Here is an 18609-nt window from a genome sequence, read left to right as displayed (position 1 = left end):
TCGGGCCGTCGCGCTTCGAGACGGCCGCTTCGCGGCCTCCTCAGCATGACGGTGTTAGACACAGCGCGCTGATCAAGAAGCAGCATCCATCGCGCTCGCCTCGATCCCCTCACGCATACTCCGGCAGCTTCGCGGCGGCCTCGGGCGCCTTGCCGCGGATCATGTCGGAGGCCTTGTCGGCGATCATCAGGGTCGAGGCGTTGAGATTGGCGGAGATCATCCGCGGCATGATCGAAGCGTCGATCACGCGCAGGCCCTCCATGCCATGGACCCGAAGCTGGTCGTCGACCACCGCCCACGGCGCGTCCGCCGGTCCCATCCGGCAGGTGCAGCCGGGATGGAAGGTCGTGGTGCCGCGCTGGGTCGCGGCCGCGAGCAGTTCGTCGTCGCTCGTGACCTTCGGGCCCGGAAAGTCCTCATAGGCGTAATACGGACTGAGCGGCTCGGAGGCGAGCAGCCGGCGCGCCAGCTTCATGCCGGCGACGACGACGCGGCGGTCGATCTCCTCGGCGAGGTAGTTGGTCTGGATGATCGGCGGCGCGAACGGATCGGCGGAGCGGATCCGGACATAGCCGCGGCTCTCCGGCCGCTGCTGCCATGACGCCACCGTCATGCCGGGCTCGTCCTCGAGCTGGCCCTGCACGCCTTCCTTGTAGCTCGCCGGCGTGAAGGTGAGCTGCAAATCGGAGCTCTCGGTGGTCTCGCCGGAATGCCAGAAGCAGTAGACCATGGTCGGCGACAGCGACAGCAGGCCGCGCCGCGTCGTCGCCCATTTGATCGCCTCGCCCCACAGGCTGAAGCCGCGGCGAAGCTCGTTGATGGTCCTGATATTCTTGACCCGCGCCACCGAGCGCGGCGCGTAGTGATCTTGCAGGCCTTCACCGACGCCGGGGAGCGCGTGGCGCACCTCGATGCCGTGCGCCTGCAACAGCTCGGGCGCGCCGACGCCGGAGAGCTGCAACAGCTGCGGCGAGTTGTAGGCGCCGCCGGAGAGGATGACCTCCTTGGTGGCGCGAATCTCCATGGGATCGCCGTGCTTGCCGCCGCGGTTGTAGCGCACGCCGACCGCGCGCTTGCCCTCGAAGATGATCCCCGTGACATGGGCATGCGTGCGCACGTCGACATTGGGCCGCCGCCGCGCCGGATGCAGGAACGCGGTCGCGGCGCTGACCCGGCGGCCGTTCAGGATGGTGCGCTGGCAGTACGACACGCCCTCCTGGATCTGGCCGTTGTAATCGGGATTGCGCGGAATGCCGAGGCTGACCGCGCCCGCCATGAAGGCCTCGCAGAGCGGGTCCTGCCAGTCCATGGTGGTGACGGTGAGGTTGCCGTCGCGGCCGCGATAGGTGTCGTCGCCCTCGCCGATCCGCCTCTCCATGCGCCGGAAATAGGGCAGCACGTCGGGATAGCCCCAGCCGCGATTGCCGAGTTGCGCCCAGGTGTCGAAGTCCTGGCGCTGGCCGCGATTATAGATGTGGCCGTTGATCGAGGACGAGCCGCCGAGCGTCTTGCCGCGCGGCGCATAGATGCTGCGCCCGCCGGTGTAGGGACCCACCTCCTGCTGATAGGCCCAGTTCACGCTCTTCATATGGAAGGTCTTGATGAAGCCGGCCGGCAGATGGATGTAGGGATGCCAGTCGCTCGGCCCCGCCTCGAGCACGCACACCCTGGTGCCCGCGTCTTCGCTCAAGCGGTTGGTCAGCACGCTCCCGGCGGAGCCTGCGCCGATGATCACATAATCGAACGTTTCCATCGTCTCGTTTCTGGCGCCGACTATCGTGTCAGCGCGGCTTTTCGTTGAGTTGATAGGTCAGATGCGCCTTCACCGTCGGCCATTCGCTGGCGATGATGCTGTAAACCACGGTGTCGCGCAACGTGCCGTTGGGCGCGATCTGATGGCTGCGCAGAATGCCGTCCTGCTTCGCACCCAGACGCTCGATGCCACGCCGGCTCTGGTGATTGAAGAAATGCGTGCGGAACTCGACCGCGATGCAATCAAGCTTCTCGAAGGCATGGGTCAGCAGTAGCAGTTTGCACTGCGTATTGACCGCGCTGCGCTGCACACGCTTGGCGTACCAGGTCGAGCCGATCTCAACGCGACGGTTCGACGTGTCGACGTTCATGTAGGTCGTCATGCCCGAGATCCGCCCCTCGGCGTCGAACACCGTGAACGGCAGCATCGATCCGGCCATTTGCAGGCCGAGCCGGCGGTCGATCTCCTTGGCCATGTTCTCCGGCTGCGGGATGGCGGTGTACCAGAGCTTTGACAGCTCGCCGTCCTTCACCGCCTCGACCAGCCCGTCGCGATGATCGTGTGACAACGGCTCCAGCCGCGCATGCGCGCCGCGAAGGGTGACCGATTCAAGCCAGGGCATCTTGTATCCTTTATCTGTGACCCGGTACGACCTTAGCCGTCATTGCGAGCGAAGCGAAGCAATCCATCTGTCCACACAAGCGGATGAGTGGATTGCTTCGTCGCTTCGCTTCTCGCAATGACGTTGGCTGCGATCATCTATTCAGAAAGTTCAGCGGCAATCCCGGCCGCGGCCAGTCCATCGCGATCAGCTCGCCCTTGCCCGACAGCGTGATGTAGGCGGTCTTCAGCTCGGGGCCGCCGAAGGCGATGTTGGTGGTGACGCGGTCGCCGGTCGGCACCTGCTCGACCACGGTGCCGTCGGGCGCGATCACCGAGATGCAGCCCGAGACCAGCGTCGCGACGCAGACATTGCCGTTCGCTTCCACGGCGAGCGAGTCGAACATCTGGTAGCCGCCGAGGCCGGCGATCGGCTTGCCGCGCTCGCCGCGATAGATCACGTCGCGCGGCTTGACGGTGCCGGGCTCTGAAACTTCATACGCCCACAGCCGCGCGGTCGGCGTCTCCGCGATGTAGACGGTCTTCTCGTCCGGCGACAGGCCGATGCCGTTGGCCGGCAGGATGCCGTGCACCGCCTCGACGATCTCGTTCATGCCGGGCTTCAGATAGTAGAACGCGCCGACATCCATGTCGCGGGCACGGCGCTTGCCGAGGTCCGAGAACCACAGGCCGCCTTGCCTGTCGAACACCAGGTCATTCGGCCCGCGCAGCGCGTGCTCGCCGCATTTCGTCACCACGGTCTCGACCTTGCCGGATTGCAGATCGACGCGCTGGATCGAGCCGCCGAGATAATCCTCGGGCTGCGGCCCCGGCATGATCATGTTGCGGGTCGGAATCCAGGAGAAGCCGCCATTGTTGCAGATGTACATCTTGCCGTCGGGACCGAGCGCCGCGCCGTTCGGGCCGCCCGGCACCTTGGCGACGATCTCCTTGCGCCCGTCGGGATAGACCCGCGTCAGCCGCTGGCCGCGGATTTCGACCAGCACGACCGAACCGTCGGGCATGACGACGGGACCTTCGGGAAACTCCAGATCGGTGGCGACAACTCGGATATTGGCCATGGCATCCTCCCGGCTCTTTGGCTGCAGGCGGATTCCGAACGGCCCCGCACGCGCAACGTTGTTGTTTCATCCTGTTATGGCAAACGGGGTTTGGCTTGCCAAGCAATGGCCCCGCAAGGCTGCCCGGCGTTGAGGTGGGATGATGCCGCACTGATGCTGTCGTCGCCGCGAAGCCCCGATGTCGCGCCAAGTCCGCTACTGTCGTCCCGGCGAAGGCCGGGACCCATACTCCGCGGCGGTTGTTATGAGCGGGACTCGTCGTTCCGGCTTCGTGTAACAACTTGCATTTGTGGTTATGCGTCCCTGCTCCCGTGCGCAATTGCGCACTAGGCAGGGACGACACTGAATATGTTGCGCAGCCAGAGGGTCACACATCCGCATTCTCGCGACATATTGTGCCCGAGCTTTGCGCTTCGTTCCGCCCTCTCCTGAACAGAGGGCGCAGGGAAAGCCGGGTGCCGATCGCACCCATGGGCCCCGTGCAAAAAGGTAGAAAGCACGGGGGTAGGACCACAGGTGTAACCGGAAACACTCCGGCTTTCCCTGCGCGATGGGCTACGGCTTATACGTGCTCTCCCCGGTGAGACTGGGCTTTTTTGTCACCGTCTTCACAAAACGCGTTTGCGCTTTGCGAAAAGACACCTGCCGCTAGGGCGTCAGGCCTGCACGACTTCGCCGTCCGCTTCATGCGCACTCGTCCGTTGCGCAATCGGCGTCCACCGCATCTCCACCCACGTTCGTGACGACCGCGAAGCGCCCCTCGATCGGGTGAGACGAACGAACCATATACTGGGTTACGCTTCGGATAAAGCGAAATATTTTCGCGCGCAAGGATTGACAGGTTTTTGCTGAGTTGCCCGTCGGGGCAGTTTGTCGCACCACGCTGTCGCGTTCTGTCGCCGTCATACCCCGGTGCGCGATTTCATACCGAGGAATGAAAGGGAGAGGCGCGCGCTAGCTCAGCGTGCCCGCATGCACCCACCAGCCGGGGTGACCGGCGCGGAGTTGTTCGCCGGCCGCCTCGGCGTCGGCGTCGGTTCCGAACACGGCAAAGCAGGTCGCGCCCGAGCCCGACATGCGCACCAGACGAACGCCCCGGGTCTCACGCAGCGCGGACAGCACGTCACTGATGACGGGCTGGATGCGCGCCGCGGGGGCTTCGAGATCGTTGGTGCCGCGCTCCAGCGCCGCGATCCAATCGTCGATCGCGCGGCCGGCTTCCGGCCATGACGGCGCCTGCATCACGACGTCGGTGGCGCCGATCAGGAGCTCGCCATTGCGCAGGCCGAGCGCATTGAAGACGTCCCTGGTCGCAACCGGCACGCGCGGATTGACCAGCACGCACGGCATTTTCGGCAGGTCGAGCGGCAGCAGGCCTTCGCCGACGCCGGTCATGTCGCAGGCCCGCGAGGCGACGCACACCGGCACGTCGGCGCCGGTCTGCAGCGCGACCTCCATGATCCGGCTATCGTCGAGCGAGAGCTCATTGAGCCGCGCCAACAGCCGCAGCGCCGCCGCGGCGTCCGCTGAGCCGCCGCCGATGCCGGCCGCAACCGGCAGCACCTTCTCCAGCGTGAAGTGGCCGACCTCGAGGTCCGCGACGCGCTCGCCGAGCAGCCGCGCGGCCTTCAGCACCAGATTGTCAGAGGTGTCGCCGCAGGCATCGGCCAGCGGCCCCGCCATCGAAAGCGACAGCTCGGGTCCCGGCTCGAGCATCAGGCGATCGGCGCAATCGGCAAACGCGACGACGCTCTCCAAGTCGTGAAACCCGTCGACGCGCCGCCCGACAACCTTCAGCGTCAGGTTGACCTTGGCACGCCCTTCTTCAATCAGCGCCGGCACGGCGATAAACCCCTAAAAAACAAACATCGTGATGCGATTAGCGTAAATCGCCGTACGATCCTATCCCTTTGTTTGGATGGAAATTCCGCCATGACTCGTCATGCCCGGGCATAGCCGTCTGAAGGACGGCGTCGCTTCCGCTCGCCTATGCCCCGGGCATCTATCAACCAAGAACGAATTTCTCGAAGGGATGGATGGCCGGGTCAAGCCCGGCCATGACGGGCAAACGTCAATGCCCGGGACATCTTGCGCGAAGACGCGCTTCGCGCTTTTGCCCGGGCATCACGGTATTTTATGAAGATGCAGCGCGACGACCGCCGCTCAGCCGCCCTTGCCGTCGTCGTCCTTCTTCTTCTCGGCGGCGGCGGCGTTGGAGGTGTCATCCGGCAGCCCGTTGTCGATCTTGGCCTGGATCTTCGGCAGCTCTTCCGGCTCGGGCTTGAGGTCGCGGGCATGCGCCCACTGGAACTTGGCTTCCAGGGTGCGGCCGACGCGCCAGTAGGCGTCGCCGAGATGGTCGTTGATGGTCGGATCTTCCGGCTTCAGATCGATCGCGCGCTCGAGGTTCTTCACCGCCTCCTCGTAATTGCCGATCCGGTAATAGGCCCAACCGAGCGAGTCCACGATGTAGCCGTCGTCGGGGCGCTGATCGACGGCACGCTTGATCATCTTCATGCCTTCGTCGAGGTTGATGCCCTGGTCGATCCAGGAATAGCCGAGATAGTTCAGCACATGCGGCTGCTCGGGCTGCAGCTCGAGCGCCTTGCGCATGTCGGCCTCGGCCTTGTTCCACTGCTTGGAGCGCTCCTCGCAGATGCCGCGATAGTAATAGGTGACCCAGGCGTTCTTGTCGCCGCCGGCCGGCAGCGCGTCGATCGCCTGCGAATAGGTGGTGGCACAGTCGGCGAACTTCTTGCGGCCGCGCTCGATATTGCCGAGCGCCAGGATCGCCTCAATGTCCTTCGGCTGATCCGAGGTGACTTCCTTGAGGATCTTGATCGCCTCGTCGCTGCGGTCGGCGGCATCGAGATTGGTCGCGAGCTGGATCTGCGCGTTGCGCTTCAGCGGCGAGGACGCCGGCATCCGCTCATAGACCTTGATCGCCATCTGCGGCTTCTTCACCGATTCATAGAGATCGGCGAGCGACAGCAGCGCCAGCGGATGGTTGGGCTGCAGATAGAGCGCGAGCTGCAGATAGACCAGCGCGAGGTCCTCGCCGCCGCGGCGGGTCAGCGTCGCGCCGATGCCGTAGAGCGCCTCGGCCGCGCCGGCCTGCGGTGACTCGACCAGCGGCGGCAGCTTCTTGCCGGCCTTGGTCTCCTTGATGCCTTCCAGCACCAGCGGGTGACGCGGCAGCTTCTTGTCGAAGGCTTCGTACATCGCGGTCGCGGCGGCCGCGTCCTTGTTGCGCGAGGTCCAGCGCGCATATTCGTCGACCGTGCGCAGCATCGAATCGTCGAGCTTGTAGACGCGCTCGAAGCGGGCGCCGGCATCCTTCTCCTTGCCGGACAGCTCGTAGATCATGCCGGCATGGAGGTCCTTGAAGATCGGGTACCACTCGGGGCCGGTCAGCTTGTCGATCGAGGCGACCGCGGCCTTGCTGTCGCCGGCGCCATAGGCGGCCCAGGCCGACAGCAGCGTCGCGACGAGATCGGTGATCGGGCCGCGCACCGACTGGTTGATGTTGGACTGCGCGGCGGCATATTTCTTCAGCTTGAGATCGCGCACGCCGACGACCAGGCGCGCGACGCGGTTGGCCTTGTCCTGGGTCAGGATGCGGTCGGCAAGCTTGACCGCCTCCTCGATGTCGCCGTCGGCGAGCGAGGAGATGAAGGCGCGGTCGAGCAACTCGGAATTCTTCGGGTCGGTGCGCAGCGCCGAGCGGTAGAATGTCGCGGCCGAGGTCGCATCGCGCTCGACGCTGGCGTGGCGGGCGGCGAGATAGCTGCCGGCGGTGGTCAGCGACTTCAGGTCGTTCTTGGACGGGAATTGCGCGGTATTGTCGGTCGGATGGTCCGGCGTTTGCGCTGCAAGCTGCGCAGGCACGGCAAGCGCCGCGGCAGCGAGAACGGCAATCGTCAGGCGGTGGAATCGGGTGGACAGCATCACGGTCGCCTTGCTCCAGGGATTTACGCCAAGATGGATTTTATGGCCAAGATCTTGCGATCAGTCTCAAAATGCGAACCCAAGCGGCGGCATCACGGCGGGGGACAATGCCGCTTTTGGCGCTCATCCGCAAGGATCGCCCAAAGGCAACCCATGACGAATCAATTGGCAGATTAGGCCTTTAGGCCCGCCGATCCAGCCAGCCCCCGCAAGACGCTTCCACTATGGCGGTATCGTGACCGGGCCGGGCATATTCGCGCGCGGACGCAAAAAGGCGCGAGATAAGGGCGCCACGGCACCCCTTTTCGCGCCTTCTGTTGTAACCGGGGGTGCAATCCGGCCGCTCCACGCGCGGAGAGGCCAAGCGGAGGTTGCGGCAACTCGCGCAGCCGCCTCACGCAAATGTGGTCGGCCGCCTTGAGCTCACCCTGGCCTTACATCGCCTCGTAGTTCGGACCGCCGCCGCCCTCCGGCGGAACCCAGGTGATGTTGCCGTTGGGGTCCTTCACGTCGCAGGTTTTGCAGTGGACGCAGTTCTGGGCGTTGATCTGAAAGCGCGGACCCGTCGATTCCTCGACCCATTCATAAACGCCGGCCGGGCAATAGCGGTTGGAAGGACCGGCGAACACGTCGTGTTCGGAGGTCTTCTGCAGATTGAGATCGGCGACCTTGAGATGGACCGGCTGGTCCTCCTCATGGTTGGTGTTGGACAGGAACACCGACGACAGCTTGTCGAACGAGATCTTGCCGTCCGGCTTCGGATAGGCGATCGGCTGGTGCTGCTTGGACGGATCGAGCGTCTTGCGGTCCGGCTTGGCGTGCGACTGGGTGCCGAACAGCGAGAAGCCGAGCGTGTTGCACCACATGTCGAAGCCGGAGAGCGCCATGCCGAGCAGGTTGCCGAACTTCGACAGCAACGGCTTGGCATTGCGGACTTTGAACAGGTCCTTGCCGATCGCCGACGAGCGCCAGGCGTTCTCGTATTCGACGAGCTCGTCATTGGCGCGGCCGGCGCCGAGCGCGGCCGCGACATGCTCGGCGGCGAGCATGCCGGAGCCCATCGCATTGTGGACGCCCTTGATGCGCGGCACGTTGACGAAGCCCGCCGCGCAGCCGATCAGCGCGCCGCCGGGGAACGAGAGCCGCGGCACCGACTGATAGCCGCCCTCGGTGATGGCGCGCGCGCCATAGGCGAGCCGCTTGCCGCCCTCGAACAGCTCGCGGACATCGGGATGGGTCTTGAAGCGCTGGAATTCGTCGAACGGCGACAGATAGGGGTCGTTGTAGTTCAGATGCACCACGAAGCCGACCGCGACGCGGTTGTCGTCGTAGTGATAGAGGAACGAGCCGCCGCCGGTCTTGTCGTTCAGCGGCCATCCGAGCGTGTGCTGAACCCGACCCTTCTTGTGCTTCGCCGGGTCGATCTGCCAGACCTCCTTGAGGCCGATGCCGAACTTCGGCGGCTCGGAGTTGGCATCGAGATTGAACTTCGCGATCAGCTGCTTGGACAGCGAGCCGCGTGCGCCTTCGGCGAACAGCGTGTACTTGCCGAGCAGCTCCATGCCGCGGGTGTAGGAATCCTTGTGGCTGCCGTCCCTGGCGATGCCCATGTCGCCGGTGGCGATGCCGCGCACCGCGCCGTTGTCGTCATAAAGCACTTCGGCCGCGGCAAAGCCCGGATAGATCTCGACGCCGAGCGCTTCCGCCTTCGGCGCCAGCCAGCGGCAGACATTGCCGAGCGAGCCGATGTAGTTGTGATGATTGTGCATCAACGGCGGCATGATGAAGTTCGGGATGCGGAACCAGCCCTGCGACGTCGTCCAGTAGAAGCGGTCGTCCTTGACCTGCGTCTTCAGCGGACAATCGGCGTCGTCGCGCCAGTCGGGCACGAGCTTGTCGAGCCCGGCCGGATCGATCACCGCACCCGAGAGGATGTGCGCGCCGACCTCCGAGCCCTTCTCCACCACGACGATCGAGAGCTCCGGATTGAGCTGCTTCAGCCGGATCGCGGCCGACAGGCCCGACGGGCCGGCGCCGACGATGACGACGTCGAATTCCATAGACTCGCGCGGAGGAAGGTCTTCAGCACTCATGATCTTTGATCTCAGCCCATTGAGAACGCTTCTAAGCTTTTCACGGGTCGTTGTTTCCGATTTTTGGCGGAAGGACAACCATGGAATTGCGCTCCCATGGGTTTGCACGGCCCGGGTACCGCAAGAGAATAATCTTTTCCGAAATCGAGCCTGCACTTTTCTGGTCGATGCTCTAGATTGCGCCCATGATGGCCCTGCCGCCCGAGCCCACCCCTACACTGCAGCAATTGCTGGCCTTTTACCTCGAGGCCGGGGTCGATTGCGCGCTCGGCGATGCGCCGATCAACCGGCTCGAGGAGCCGGAGCCAGTTCCCGCCCCAGCCGCACCGCGCCCATCAGTTGCACTCAATCCGCTGCGTCCGCCGCCGATGCCGTCAGTTCCGCGCAGCGAAATCACCGTGGCGCCGGATGCCGCGATCGCTTCCGCGCGCGAGGCTGCGCGGACTGCGCCGACGCTTGAAGCCCTGCGCACGCTGATGGAGAATTTCGACGGCTGCGCGCTCAAGCACACCGCAACCAGGCTGGTGTTCGCCGACGGCAATCCGAAGGCGCGCGTAATGTTCGTCGGCGAGGCACCGGGCCGCGACGAGGACATCGAGGGCCTGCCGTTCGTCGGCCGCTCCGGCAAGCTGCTCGACCGCATGATCGCCGCGATCGGGCTCGACCGCAGCAAAGCCTATATCGCCAACGTGATCCCGTGGCGGCCGCCCGGCAACCGTACGCCGACGCCGCAGGAGACGCAGGTGTGCCTGCCCTTCATCCAGCGCCATATCGAACTCGTGAATCCCGACGTGCTGGTGACGCTCGGCAATCCCTCGACGCAGGCGCTGCTCGGAACGCGCGAGGGCATCATGCGCACGCGCGGCAAATGGATCGACTACGACACCGGCACCCGCACAATCCGCGCCGTCGCCACCTTCCATCCGGCCTATCTGCTGCGCTCGCCGTCGTATAAGCGGCTGTCGTGGCAGGATCTGCGCGCGATCGCGAAGGTGCTGCAGCAGGCGAGCGCGTAGCTTCGTAGCCCGGATGGAGCCAACGGGTCGCGCGGACGCGCGCCCGATGACAGGCTCCGCGCAATCCGGGTGGATCAAGTCGAGTGAAAGAGCGGCCCCGGATTTCGCTCCGCTTCATCCGGGCTGCGGCTCCACGTCAAATCACGTCCCCTTCGGCCGCACGATCGCCCAGCCGATCCGCAGCACCGGCTGCCGTCCGTTGACCAGCCGGTCGAACGAACGCGGCACTTCCGGCACGAGGCCGGGGAAGCGCTGCGCGATGTCGGGCGGCGGCGTGCCGGCGGTGTCCTGTGCGCGCCACACCACGACACCGCCGGTCTCGTTGAATTTTGCGACCGACAGCCACGGCGTCCGCTGCGGCGTGGCGTCGAGCAAAAGATGCGGGCGGCGGCGGTTCATTGCAATCAGGCTGGCAAGTTCGGGATCGCCGGCCACCGCGCGCAGGCGCTGGTTGGTGCGGCGCTCATAGCTATCATCGAAGAAGCGGCCCATCGCGGCTGCCGGCAGCGAGGTGGACGCCTCCGTGGTGCTGGTCCAGGGCAGGAACAGCGCCGCCGCCAGCGCGAGCGCCGCAGGCGCCGCGACCGCCAGGGCCCAGACCGAACGCAGCAGCCGCTGCCGCCTGAGCGGGATCAGTTCGCCGGTCGCGACCACGACGGCGAGCCCGGACATCAACAGCGCCACGCCGGCGCCGCCGAAGGCGCGATCGAGATTGAACAGCCCGGAGACGAAGCTGCTCGCGATCGCCGGCGCGAACGCGAAGAAATACACGAATTGCCGCGCCAGCGGACTGACCGGCGGACGGTAGATGATCGGGGCATCCTCCGTATCGCGGGCGAACCAGCGCGAATTGAGGATCGCCAGCAGCGCGATCGCGGCGGTCGCCACGATCAGCCCGCCGAGCACCACGCCCCAGCGCAGCGCGTGCGCCTTGAGATCGGCGAGTGCCGGCAGGACCGGCAGCGCCAGCACGTCGGCGCGGAGCAGCCAGATCAGGTAGGGCAGCGCCAGCACGATGATGACGAGCAGCGCGTAGATCGGATCGACCGATTTGAGCATGCGCCGCCCGCGCTCGGTTGCGAGCGCAAAGCCGATCACGAGCAGGATCATGCCGATCGCTGCCGGCGTCGTCAGCAGCAGGAGGCCGCAATCGATCGACCAGGCGAACCAGGCGCTGCGCCGGTTCTGCCCGATCAGTTGCCAGGAATGCAGCAGCAGCAGCGCCCAGAGCGGCCGCGCCAGGATCAGCGGGCCGAACTCGACGCTTGGCGAGGAGAACACCACGACCGTCATCGACAGCAGCACCGCCAGCACGCCCTGCGGGCCGCCGACGATGGCGCGCGCCAGGGCGTAGAAGGCGATGAAGGTGACGATCTCGCAGACCTGCGCCAGGAGATAGACGCCGAACACGTGATTGCCGACGGCGCGGAAGGCGATGTCGGCGAGCCAGAACGCGAGCGGCGGCCCCATGTCGGTGCCGACCTGATATTCGCGGCCGAAGGCGAGGATGGTGGCGAGATTGCCGGGCGGACTGCCGTAGAAGATGGCCGGCAGGAACAGCCAGATCGCGGCCTGCGCCAGCACCACGATCCAGACCACGAGGCGGGGCCGGGCGCGGATCAGTTCGACAACCAGGGAGGTAAACCGCATGAAACGCCTGAAATGCCCCAGCCACCCGTATCAAGCGGCGCCATCTGATCCCGAGGTTTTTTGATAAACGGCGGCGGCGATGGAGGCAACCGGGCTGGATGTGTCCACGGTGCAAAGTCAAACATCGCTGTCATGCCCCGCGAAGGCGGGCATCCAGTACGCCGCGGCGGCCAGGCTTGAGCACAACGGTCTCTGGAATACTGGATCGCCCGGTCCCGTCTTCGCCAAGGCTTCGACGAGGCCACGGCCCCCTGGCGCGCCGAAGCTTTAGCGGAGGCGGCGAGCCGGGCGATGACACCGAGAGTGCGGAGCCGCCGCGCTTTACGCCGCTTCGGATGCCGCGGCTTCGCTTTCGGCGTCCACCGTGAACAGGTCGGGCTCCGCCGGGACCGGGAAATGCTTCAGCCGCGCCGCGACGACGGGCGCGAAGAAGCTACGGTGATGGCTGCTGGGGCCGAGCCGGTCGAGCGCCTCGAGGTGCTCGGGGACGGCATAGCCCTTGTGCTGCTCGAAGCCGTAGCCGGGACAATCCAGCGCCAGCGCGCACATCAGGCGGTCGCGCGTCACCTTGGCGATGATCGAGGCCGCCGCGATCGAGGCCACGATGCCGTCGCCGCCGATCACGGCATCGCAGTCGCAGGACGTGGCGAGCTTGTCGCGGCCGTCGACGAAGACGTGCTTCGGCATTTCCGGCAGCGCATGCACCGCGCGCGCCAGCGCCCACAGCGAGGCGCGCAGGATGTTGTCGCGGTCGATCCGCGCCCGTGACGCCACCGCGACCGAGAACGCTGCTGTCGCGCAGATTTCCTCGAACAGATCCTCGCGGCGCTCGACGGTCAGCCGCTTCGAATCATCGAGGCCCTTGGGTATCCGATTTGGGTCCAGCACCACGGCGGCGGCGACCACCGGACCCGCCAGCGGCCCGCGCCCGGCCTCGTCGCAGCCGGCAACCGGCCAGACACCGCGCTTGATCAGCGCGCGCTCGCGCCGAAAGCTCGGCCGCGTCACCACGATGACGCGCTTGTCCGGCTTGGCCGGCTCGGCCGGTTTCTTCTTCGACGCGGTCTTTGACGTGCTATTGGACTTGTCCCGAATCATGCGGGGATCGTGATCAAGCCCGGCCCGTGGCGCAACCGGGAACCTGGCGCCCTTCCCCGTTATTCAATCCGCCACCCTCATCGGGGTCGGCGCTCTAATCGGGAATTGACACCCGGCGGTCGTCGCGAACCTCAAAGCCCGGCGCGCGCACCACTTCCCAGGCGTGGCCGTCGGGATCGCCGAAATAACCGCAATAGCCGCCATAGCTGGTCGGCTGCGCGGGTTTCAGCAGCCTGGCGCCTTTCGACAGCGCGAACGCCATCACACGATCGACCTCGGCGTCGTCGTTGCAGTTCCAGGCGATCGCGACGCCGCGGAACGCTGACGGCCGTGGCTGATCCGGCAGCCCGGCATCGGCGGCGAGCAGATGCCACGGGAACAGGCCGAGCACGGTGCCGCCGGTCTCGAAGAAGGCGACCTCCTCGCCGGTCGCGCGCATCTTCCTGGTGAAGCCAAGCGATTCATAAAAGCCGATGCTGGCGCGCATGTCGCTGACGCCGAGCGTGAGGACGGTGAAGCGTGCGGTCGGGGTGTTACTCATTGCTGCACTCACTGTTTGACGTCTTCGTAGCCCGGATGGAGCGAAGCGCAATCCGGGAAGTCTTCGGCCACGGGTCGAACAGACCCGGATTTCGCTGCGCTCCATCCGGGCTACGGGTCCGCCTAAAATAGACTGAGTTGCTGCCCGTTACGCTTCGGCTTGGCGAAGTGATCGGTGGTCAGCTTGGTCCGCCGCTTGTTGAGGCCGAGCTTTTCGCAGGCGATCTCGAAGCGGCGGCCGATCATCCAGGCCATCGGGCCGGTGCCCTTCATCCTGGTACCCCATTGCGAGTCGTAGTCGCGGCCGCCGCGCATGTCGCGGATCAGCGTGAAGACGTGACGGTAGCGGTCGGGATAGTTCGCCATCAACCATTCGCGGAACAGATCGCGCACTTCGAGCGGCAGCCGCAGCAGCACGTAGCTCGCCTCCCTGGCGCCGGCATGCGCGGCGGCGTCGAGGATGCGCTCGATCTCGGAGTCGTTCAGCGCCGGGATCACGGGTGCGACCATCACCGTGGTCGGGATGCCGGCATCCGTGAGCCGCTTGATCGCCTCGAGCCGCTTCGGCGGGGTCGAGGCCCGCGGCTCCATGGTGCGGGCGAGCTTAGGGTCGAGCGTCGTCACCGAGAGCGCGACCTTGGCGAGATTGCGCTTGGCCATCCGCGCCAGGATGTCGATGTCGCGGGTGACCAGCGCCGACTTGGTGACGATGCCGACCGGATGGCCGGCGCGCTCCAGCACCTCGAGGATGCCGCGCATGATCTTCCGGTCGCGCTCGATCGGCTGATAGGGATCGGTGTTGGTGCCGATCGCGATCATCCGCGCCTCGTAGTCCGGTGCCGCCAGCTCCTTCTCGAGCAGCGCGGGTGCGTCCGGCTTGGCGAACAGCTTCGATTCGAAGTCCAGCCCCGGCGACAGGCCGAGATAGGCGTGGGTCGGCCGCGCGAAGCAATAGACGCAGCCATGCTCACAGCCGCGATAGGGATTGATCGAACGGTCGAAGCCGATGTCGGGCGAGTCGTTGCGGGTGATCACCTTGCGTGAGGTGTCGAGCGCCACGCTGGTCGCAAATGGCGGTAGGTCCTCGAGGCTCTGCCAACCGTCGTCGAAGGCAACGCGCGCCTCTGCCTCGTAGCGGCCGCTGGCGTTGGACTGCGCGCCGCGGCCGCGCCGCCGCTCGCGCTCGATCGCGACCGCAAGCTCGGGAAAAGGGGAAGGTGCACCCGCCGGGTTATCGGAGGGCGCCGTTACCGGCGGGTGCTTGAGGGCATGAGAGGATGCTCGGCTCATGCTTTGAAGCTAACACAGCACGAGAACAAATCAAGAACATGAACGGAGAAATTCCACAGAACCTTGCTACAAAATTCTGCAGGCGAACAGGCTGCTTTGAATATGACAAGGTGATAACACGGCCGGAGTTTCTCCATCGTTTGAGCCATCGAAGCCTCAAAATCATGCTGAGCGTGATCATTCCAACCGACGGCGTCGAGCGCACCGCGGTCGCAACCCTGGCGGCGCTGGTGCCGGGCGCGGCCGCCGGCGTCATCCGCGAAGTGCTGCTGGTCGACCGCAGCCACAGCGATGTGATGGAGCGCGTCGCCGACGTTGCCGGCTGCCGCTTCCTGCGCTTCGAGGGCACGCGCGCCGCCGCGCTTGCGGCAGGCGCGCGGCAGGCGCGGTCGCCCTGGCTGATGTTCCTGCATCCGGGCGCGGTGCTCGATGCCGGCTGGATCGAGGAAACCACACAGTTCATCCAGATGGTGGCGGCGAGCGGCAAGGACCGCGCCGGCATCTTCCGCTACGCCCGTGCACCCTACGCCGACCCGGGCCTGCGCGACGGCCTCAAATTCGTTGCCCGGATGATCACCGGGCCCTCGGCCGAACAGGGCCTTTTGATCGCCCGCGAGCATTACGAGCGGATCGGCGGCTACCGGCCCGACGCCCGCCGCTCCGAGGCGCGCCTGCTGCGCCGGCTCGGCCGCTCCTCGCGCACCATGCTGCGCAGCCGGATCATGGTGGCCTGAACAAAGCGCTTGCGGATTATTTGATTCCGTCAAATAATATATTTGATGAAATCAAATTCCTATGACACCACGCTCGAGAACCAGGTCGCCGCGGTCCGCGGCTTCAGCCGGTTCTATACCCGCAAGCTCGGCATCATCGAGCCGAAGCTGCTGCACTCGACATTCACGCTGCAGGAAGCGCGGATCATCTACGAGCTCGCACACCGCGAAAATTGCACCGCAACCGACCTTGTGCGCGATCTCGACCTCGATGCCGGCTTCGTCAGCCGCACGCTGGCGGCGCTGCAAAGGCGCCAGATCGTGACCCGGAGGCCGTCGAAGGCCGACAAACGCGTCAACGAGGTGACCCTCACCGCCAAGGGCCGCACCGCAGCCGCCGATCTCGACCGCCGCTCGCGCAGCGAGGTCGGGGCGCTATTGAAGCAGATGGACGGCGACCGTCGCGCGGCGGTGGTGCGCGCGATGGGCACGATCGAGCAATCGCTGGAGCCACCGACCGAGAAGCCGGTCGGCTTCCTGCTGCGCAGCCATCGCGTCGGCGACATGGGCTGGGTCGTCTCGCGGCAGGGACAAGCCTACGCAGAGGAATATGGCTGGGACATCAGCTACGAGGCGTTGGTGGCCGAGATCTGCGCGCAGTTTCTGCGATCGTTCGATCCCGCCCGCGAGCATTGCTGGATCGCTGAGGTCGACGGCGAGCCGGTCGGCTCGGTCTTCCTGGTCGACGGCGGCGACGGGGTCGCCAAGCTGCGGCTGCTGCTGGTGGAAGAAAAGGCGCGCGGGCTCGGCGTCGGCCGCGCCCTGGTGGAGCAATGCATCCGCGCCGCGCGCGAGAAGGGCTACACGAAGATGACGCTGTGGACCCAGAGCATCCTGGTCGCCGCGCGCGGCATCTACGCCCGCGCCGGCTTCCAGCGGGTCAAGGAAGAGAAGCATCACAGTTTTGGCGTCGACCTGGTCGGCGAGACCTGGGAGCTGGAGTTGTGAAGCCGCAGCGCCGAGACGTCTGGACTGCGTAGCCCGGATAGAGCGAAGCGCAATCCGGGAGCGGTGCTGCCGCGGAAGAGACTGCCCCGGATTTCGCTTCGCTCCATCCGGGCCACGGAAGCTCACCCTTGAGATTCGGGTTCGTGGTTCACACGCCCTCAGATGCGCAATTGCGCGTCGGGATGGCAAAAAAGCAGCGGCTACGCGCTCGCGCCTTTCGCCTTTGGGCGGCGCAGATGTTCATCCAGCCGCGGCATGATCTCGACGAAATTGCAGGGCCGCGTGCGGTAGTCGAGCTGCGCGGCCAAAATGCCGTCCCAGCCGTCGCGGCAGGCGCCGGGCGAGCCGGGCAGGCAGAAGATGAAGGTCGCGCCCGCAACGCCGGCGGTGGCGCGGCTCTGGATCGTCGACGCCCCGATCTTGGCGTGGCTCAGCATGTGGAAGGCGATCGAAAAGCCGTCCATCCGCTTCTCGAACAACGGCTCGACCGCCTCCGGCGTCACGTCGCGGCCGGTAAAGCCGGTGCCGCCGGTGGTGATGACGGCATCGACGGCGGGATCGGCGATCCAGCGCCGGATCACGGCGCGGATCGCCTCGACATCGTCGGTGACGATCTCGCGCGCCGCAAGCTTGTGGCCGGCCGCGGTGAGACGGTCGGCCAGCGTGGTGCCCGACTTGTCATCCGCCAGCGAGCGGGTGTCGGAAATCGTCAGCACCGCGATGTTGAGCGGGATGAATGATTTGGATTCGTCGAGTGAGGACATTTACACCTCTTTCCATCCCGCTGACGTCATCCTGAGGTGCCCGCCTTGCGGTGCACTTGCACCGCTGGGCGAGCCTCGAAGGATGGGCCACGGGCTCCGTCATCCTTCGAGGCTCACCAACAGGCGAACATATCCCGAGTGAGCGCATTCGCGCTCATCCGGGGATGACGCTACCGGCACACGGCTACAAGCTACCGCCGAACGTGTTGCAGGCTTGCACGGTGCCCTGTTGGTAGCCCCTCATGAACCACTCCTTGCGCTGCGCGGCGGAGCCGTGGGTGAAGGAATCGGGCACCACCCTGCCCGTGGCCTGCCGCTGCAGCGTGTCGTCGCCGATCGCGTTCGCTGTGGTCAGCGCGGCGTCGATGTCGCCAGCCTCAAGGAAGCCCGGCCGCTTCTTCTCCTCGCGGTTGACCCAGACGCCGGAAAGGCAATCGGCCTGCAGCTCGACCTTGACCTGCAGCGCGTTGGCCTCGGCCTTGCTGCCGGCCTGCTGCTGCAGTCGGTTCACGCGCGGAATGATGCCGAGCAGGTTCTGGATGTGATGGCCGGCCTCATGCGCGATGATATAGGCCGCGGTGAACTTGCAGGCGTTGCCCGAGCAGCCGCGGAAGCGCGTCTCGACCTCGCGGAAGAAGCCGGTGTCGAGGAAGATGGTCTTGTCCGGCGGGCAGTAGAACGGTCCCATCGCCGATTGCGCCATGCCGCAGCGGCCGCCATTGGTGGCATTGCGGAACAGCACGATCTTCGGACCGGTGTAGGTCTGGCCACTGGCCTTGAAGATATCGCTCCAGCGATCGTCGATCTCGCCGAGGATGCCGGCGATCATGCTGCCCATCTCGTCGGTCGGCGCGCCGCGCTTGGCCTGCCCGCCCGACGACTGCCGGTCGGTCTGGTAGGTCGGCGCCTGGCCGCCGCCGGTGAGAATCTCGGCGCCGCCGATCAGGATGCGCGGGTCGATGCCGAAGGCATAGCCGAGCAGGCCGAGCACGATGATGGTGCCGATGCCGAGCCCGCCACCGCCCATCCTGTCTCTTATACACCTCTGACGCTG

At 65.9% G+C, this 18609-nt stretch carries 15 protein-coding genes; 3 read left to right on the top strand and 12 right to left on the bottom strand.

Translation table 11 applies throughout. The annotated features are described in order from the left end of the window. Window positions 1-109: 109 nt before the first annotated feature. From I6F38_RS08630 to I6F38_RS08605, 6 genes are all read right to left on the bottom strand, one after another. Window positions 110-1753 (bottom strand): GMC family oxidoreductase N-terminal domain-containing protein, encoded by a 1644-nt coding sequence (locus tag I6F38_RS08630; RefSeq protein ID WP_225160013.1) that lies wholly within the window; start codon window positions 1751-1753, stop codon window positions 110-112. 28 nt (window positions 1754-1781) lie between these two features. Beyond that, window positions 1782-2375 carry a GNAT family protein gene (locus I6F38_RS08625; RefSeq protein WP_225160012.1) on the bottom strand — a complete coding sequence of 198 codons (594 nt, stop codon included), beginning with the start codon at window positions 2373-2375 and terminating at the stop codon, window positions 1782-1784. Between the two features lie 133 nt (window positions 2376-2508). Beyond that, a complete protein-coding gene (locus I6F38_RS08620) occupies window positions 2509-3435 on the bottom strand; it encodes an SMP-30/gluconolactonase/LRE family protein (protein WP_225160011.1) in 927 nt (308 codons plus the stop codon). Between the two features lie 954 nt (window positions 3436-4389). After that, window positions 4390-5277, bottom strand: coding sequence for a 4-(cytidine 5'-diphospho)-2-C-methyl-D-erythritol kinase (locus tag I6F38_RS08615; RefSeq protein WP_057019120.1), 888 nt, complete (start codon window positions 5275-5277; stop codon window positions 4390-4392). 321 nt (window positions 5278-5598) lie between these two features. Next, a complete protein-coding gene (locus I6F38_RS08610) occupies window positions 5599-7383 on the bottom strand; it encodes a tetratricopeptide repeat protein (protein WP_225160009.1) in 1785 nt (594 codons plus the stop codon). Between the two features lie 434 nt (window positions 7384-7817). Beyond that, the gene (locus tag I6F38_RS08605; RefSeq protein WP_225160007.1) at window positions 7818-9476 is read right to left on the bottom strand and encodes an electron transfer flavoprotein-ubiquinone oxidoreductase; all 1659 of its coding nucleotides are present in this window, start codon (window positions 9474-9476) and stop codon (window positions 7818-7820) included. 194 nt (window positions 9477-9670) lie between these two features. On the opposite strand from I6F38_RS08605, the gene I6F38_RS08600 reads away from it, so the two are divergent. Beyond that, window positions 9671-10492, top strand: coding sequence for a uracil-DNA glycosylase (locus I6F38_RS08600; RefSeq protein WP_225160118.1), 822 nt, complete (start codon window positions 9671-9673; stop codon window positions 10490-10492). A 141-nt stretch (window positions 10493-10633) separates the two neighbouring features. Here the strand turns inward: I6F38_RS08600 and I6F38_RS08595 are convergent, their stop codons facing one another. The 4 genes from I6F38_RS08595 to I6F38_RS08580 all read right to left on the bottom strand — a co-directional run bounded on the left by I6F38_RS08595 (window position 10634) and on the right by I6F38_RS08580 (window position 15070). Further along, entirely contained in the window at window positions 10634-12142 is a 1509-nt protein-coding gene (locus tag I6F38_RS08595; RefSeq protein ID WP_225160005.1) for a glycosyltransferase family 39 protein, read from the bottom strand. A 321-nt stretch (window positions 12143-12463) separates the two neighbouring features. Further along, entirely contained in the window at window positions 12464-13240 is a 777-nt protein-coding gene (locus tag I6F38_RS08590; protein ID WP_225160004.1) for a ribonuclease HII, read from the bottom strand. Between the two features lie 94 nt (window positions 13241-13334). Beyond that, window positions 13335-13781, bottom strand: a complete 447-nt coding sequence (locus I6F38_RS08585; RefSeq protein ID WP_018273372.1) for a VOC family protein — start codon at window positions 13779-13781, stop codon at window positions 13335-13337. Between the two features lie 122 nt (window positions 13782-13903). After that, entirely contained in the window at window positions 13904-15070 is a 1167-nt protein-coding gene (locus I6F38_RS08580; protein ID WP_225160003.1) for a PA0069 family radical SAM protein, read from the bottom strand. 164 nt (window positions 15071-15234) lie between these two features. Here I6F38_RS08580 and I6F38_RS08575 point away from each other — a divergent pair, with 164 nt between their 5' ends. Together I6F38_RS08575 and I6F38_RS08570 are read left to right on the top strand one after the other, a co-directional pair. Next, window positions 15235-15804, top strand: a complete 570-nt coding sequence (locus tag I6F38_RS08575) for a glycosyl transferase (protein WP_225160002.1) — start codon at window positions 15235-15237, stop codon at window positions 15802-15804. Window positions 15805-15849: 45 nt separating this feature from the next. After that, window positions 15850-16791, top strand: a complete 942-nt coding sequence (locus tag I6F38_RS08570; protein ID WP_225160001.1) for a helix-turn-helix domain-containing GNAT family N-acetyltransferase — start codon at window positions 15850-15852, stop codon at window positions 16789-16791. 200 nt (window positions 16792-16991) lie between these two features. Here I6F38_RS08570 and moaB read toward each other — a convergent pair whose 3' ends face one another. Next, window positions 16992-17555, bottom strand: coding sequence for a molybdenum cofactor biosynthesis protein B (gene moaB / locus I6F38_RS08565; protein WP_028342967.1), 564 nt, complete (start codon window positions 17553-17555; stop codon window positions 16992-16994). 184 nt (window positions 17556-17739) lie between these two features. Then, complete coding sequence (locus I6F38_RS08560) at window positions 17740-18582, bottom strand: neutral zinc metallopeptidase (RefSeq protein ID WP_225160000.1); 843 nt, start codon at window positions 18580-18582, stop codon at window positions 17740-17742. Window positions 18583-18609: the final 27 nt, after the last annotated feature.

Source organism: Bradyrhizobium sp. BRP56 (assembly GCF_020194035.1).
In the GTDB taxonomy this organism is placed as follows: domain Bacteria; phylum Pseudomonadota; class Alphaproteobacteria; order Rhizobiales; family Xanthobacteraceae; genus Bradyrhizobium; species Bradyrhizobium australafricanum.
Note: the sequence above shows the minus strand (reverse complement) of the source record. Positions and strands in the feature narration are given on the sequence as shown.

Coding starts and splice junctions, on each gene's coding strand:
- I6F38_RS08630 (WP_225160013.1), bottom strand. CDS start 1,753: ATGGAAACGTTCGATTATGTGATCATCGGCGCAGGCTCCGCCGGGAGC.
- I6F38_RS08625 (WP_225160012.1), bottom strand. CDS start 2,375: ATGCCCTGGCTTGAATCGGTCACCCTTCGCGGCGCGCATGCGCGGCTG.
- I6F38_RS08620 (WP_225160011.1), bottom strand. CDS start 3,435: ATGGCCAATATCCGAGTTGTCGCCACCGATCTGGAGTTTCCCGAAGGT.
- I6F38_RS08610 (WP_225160009.1), bottom strand. CDS start 7,383: ATGCTGTCCACCCGATTCCACCGCCTGACGATTGCCGTTCTCGCTGCC.
- I6F38_RS08605 (WP_225160007.1), bottom strand. CDS start 9,476: ATGAGTGCTGAAGACCTTCCTCCGCGCGAGTCTATGGAATTCGACGTC.
- I6F38_RS08595 (WP_225160005.1), bottom strand. CDS start 12,142: ATGCGGTTTACCTCCCTGGTTGTCGAACTGATCCGCGCCCGGCCCCGC.
- I6F38_RS08590 (WP_225160004.1), bottom strand. CDS start 13,240: ATGATTCGGGACAAGTCCAATAGCACGTCAAAGACCGCGTCGAAGAAG.
- I6F38_RS08585 (WP_018273372.1), bottom strand. CDS start 13,781: ATGAGTAACACCCCGACCGCACGCTTCACCGTCCTCACGCTCGGCGTC.
- I6F38_RS08580 (WP_225160003.1), bottom strand. CDS start 15,070: ATGAGCCGAGCATCCTCTCATGCCCTCAAGCACCCGCCGGTAACGGCG.
- I6F38_RS08575 (WP_225160002.1), top strand. CDS start 15,235: ATGCTGAGCGTGATCATTCCAACCGACGGCGTCGAGCGCACCGCGGTC.
- I6F38_RS08570 (WP_225160001.1), top strand. CDS start 15,850: ATGAAATCAAATTCCTATGACACCACGCTCGAGAACCAGGTCGCCGCG.
- moaB (WP_028342967.1), bottom strand. CDS start 17,555: ATGTCCTCACTCGACGAATCCAAATCATTCATCCCGCTCAACATCGCG.
- I6F38_RS08560 (WP_225160000.1), bottom strand. CDS start 18,582: ATGGGCGGTGGCGGGCTCGGCATCGGCACCATCATCGTGCTCGGCCTG.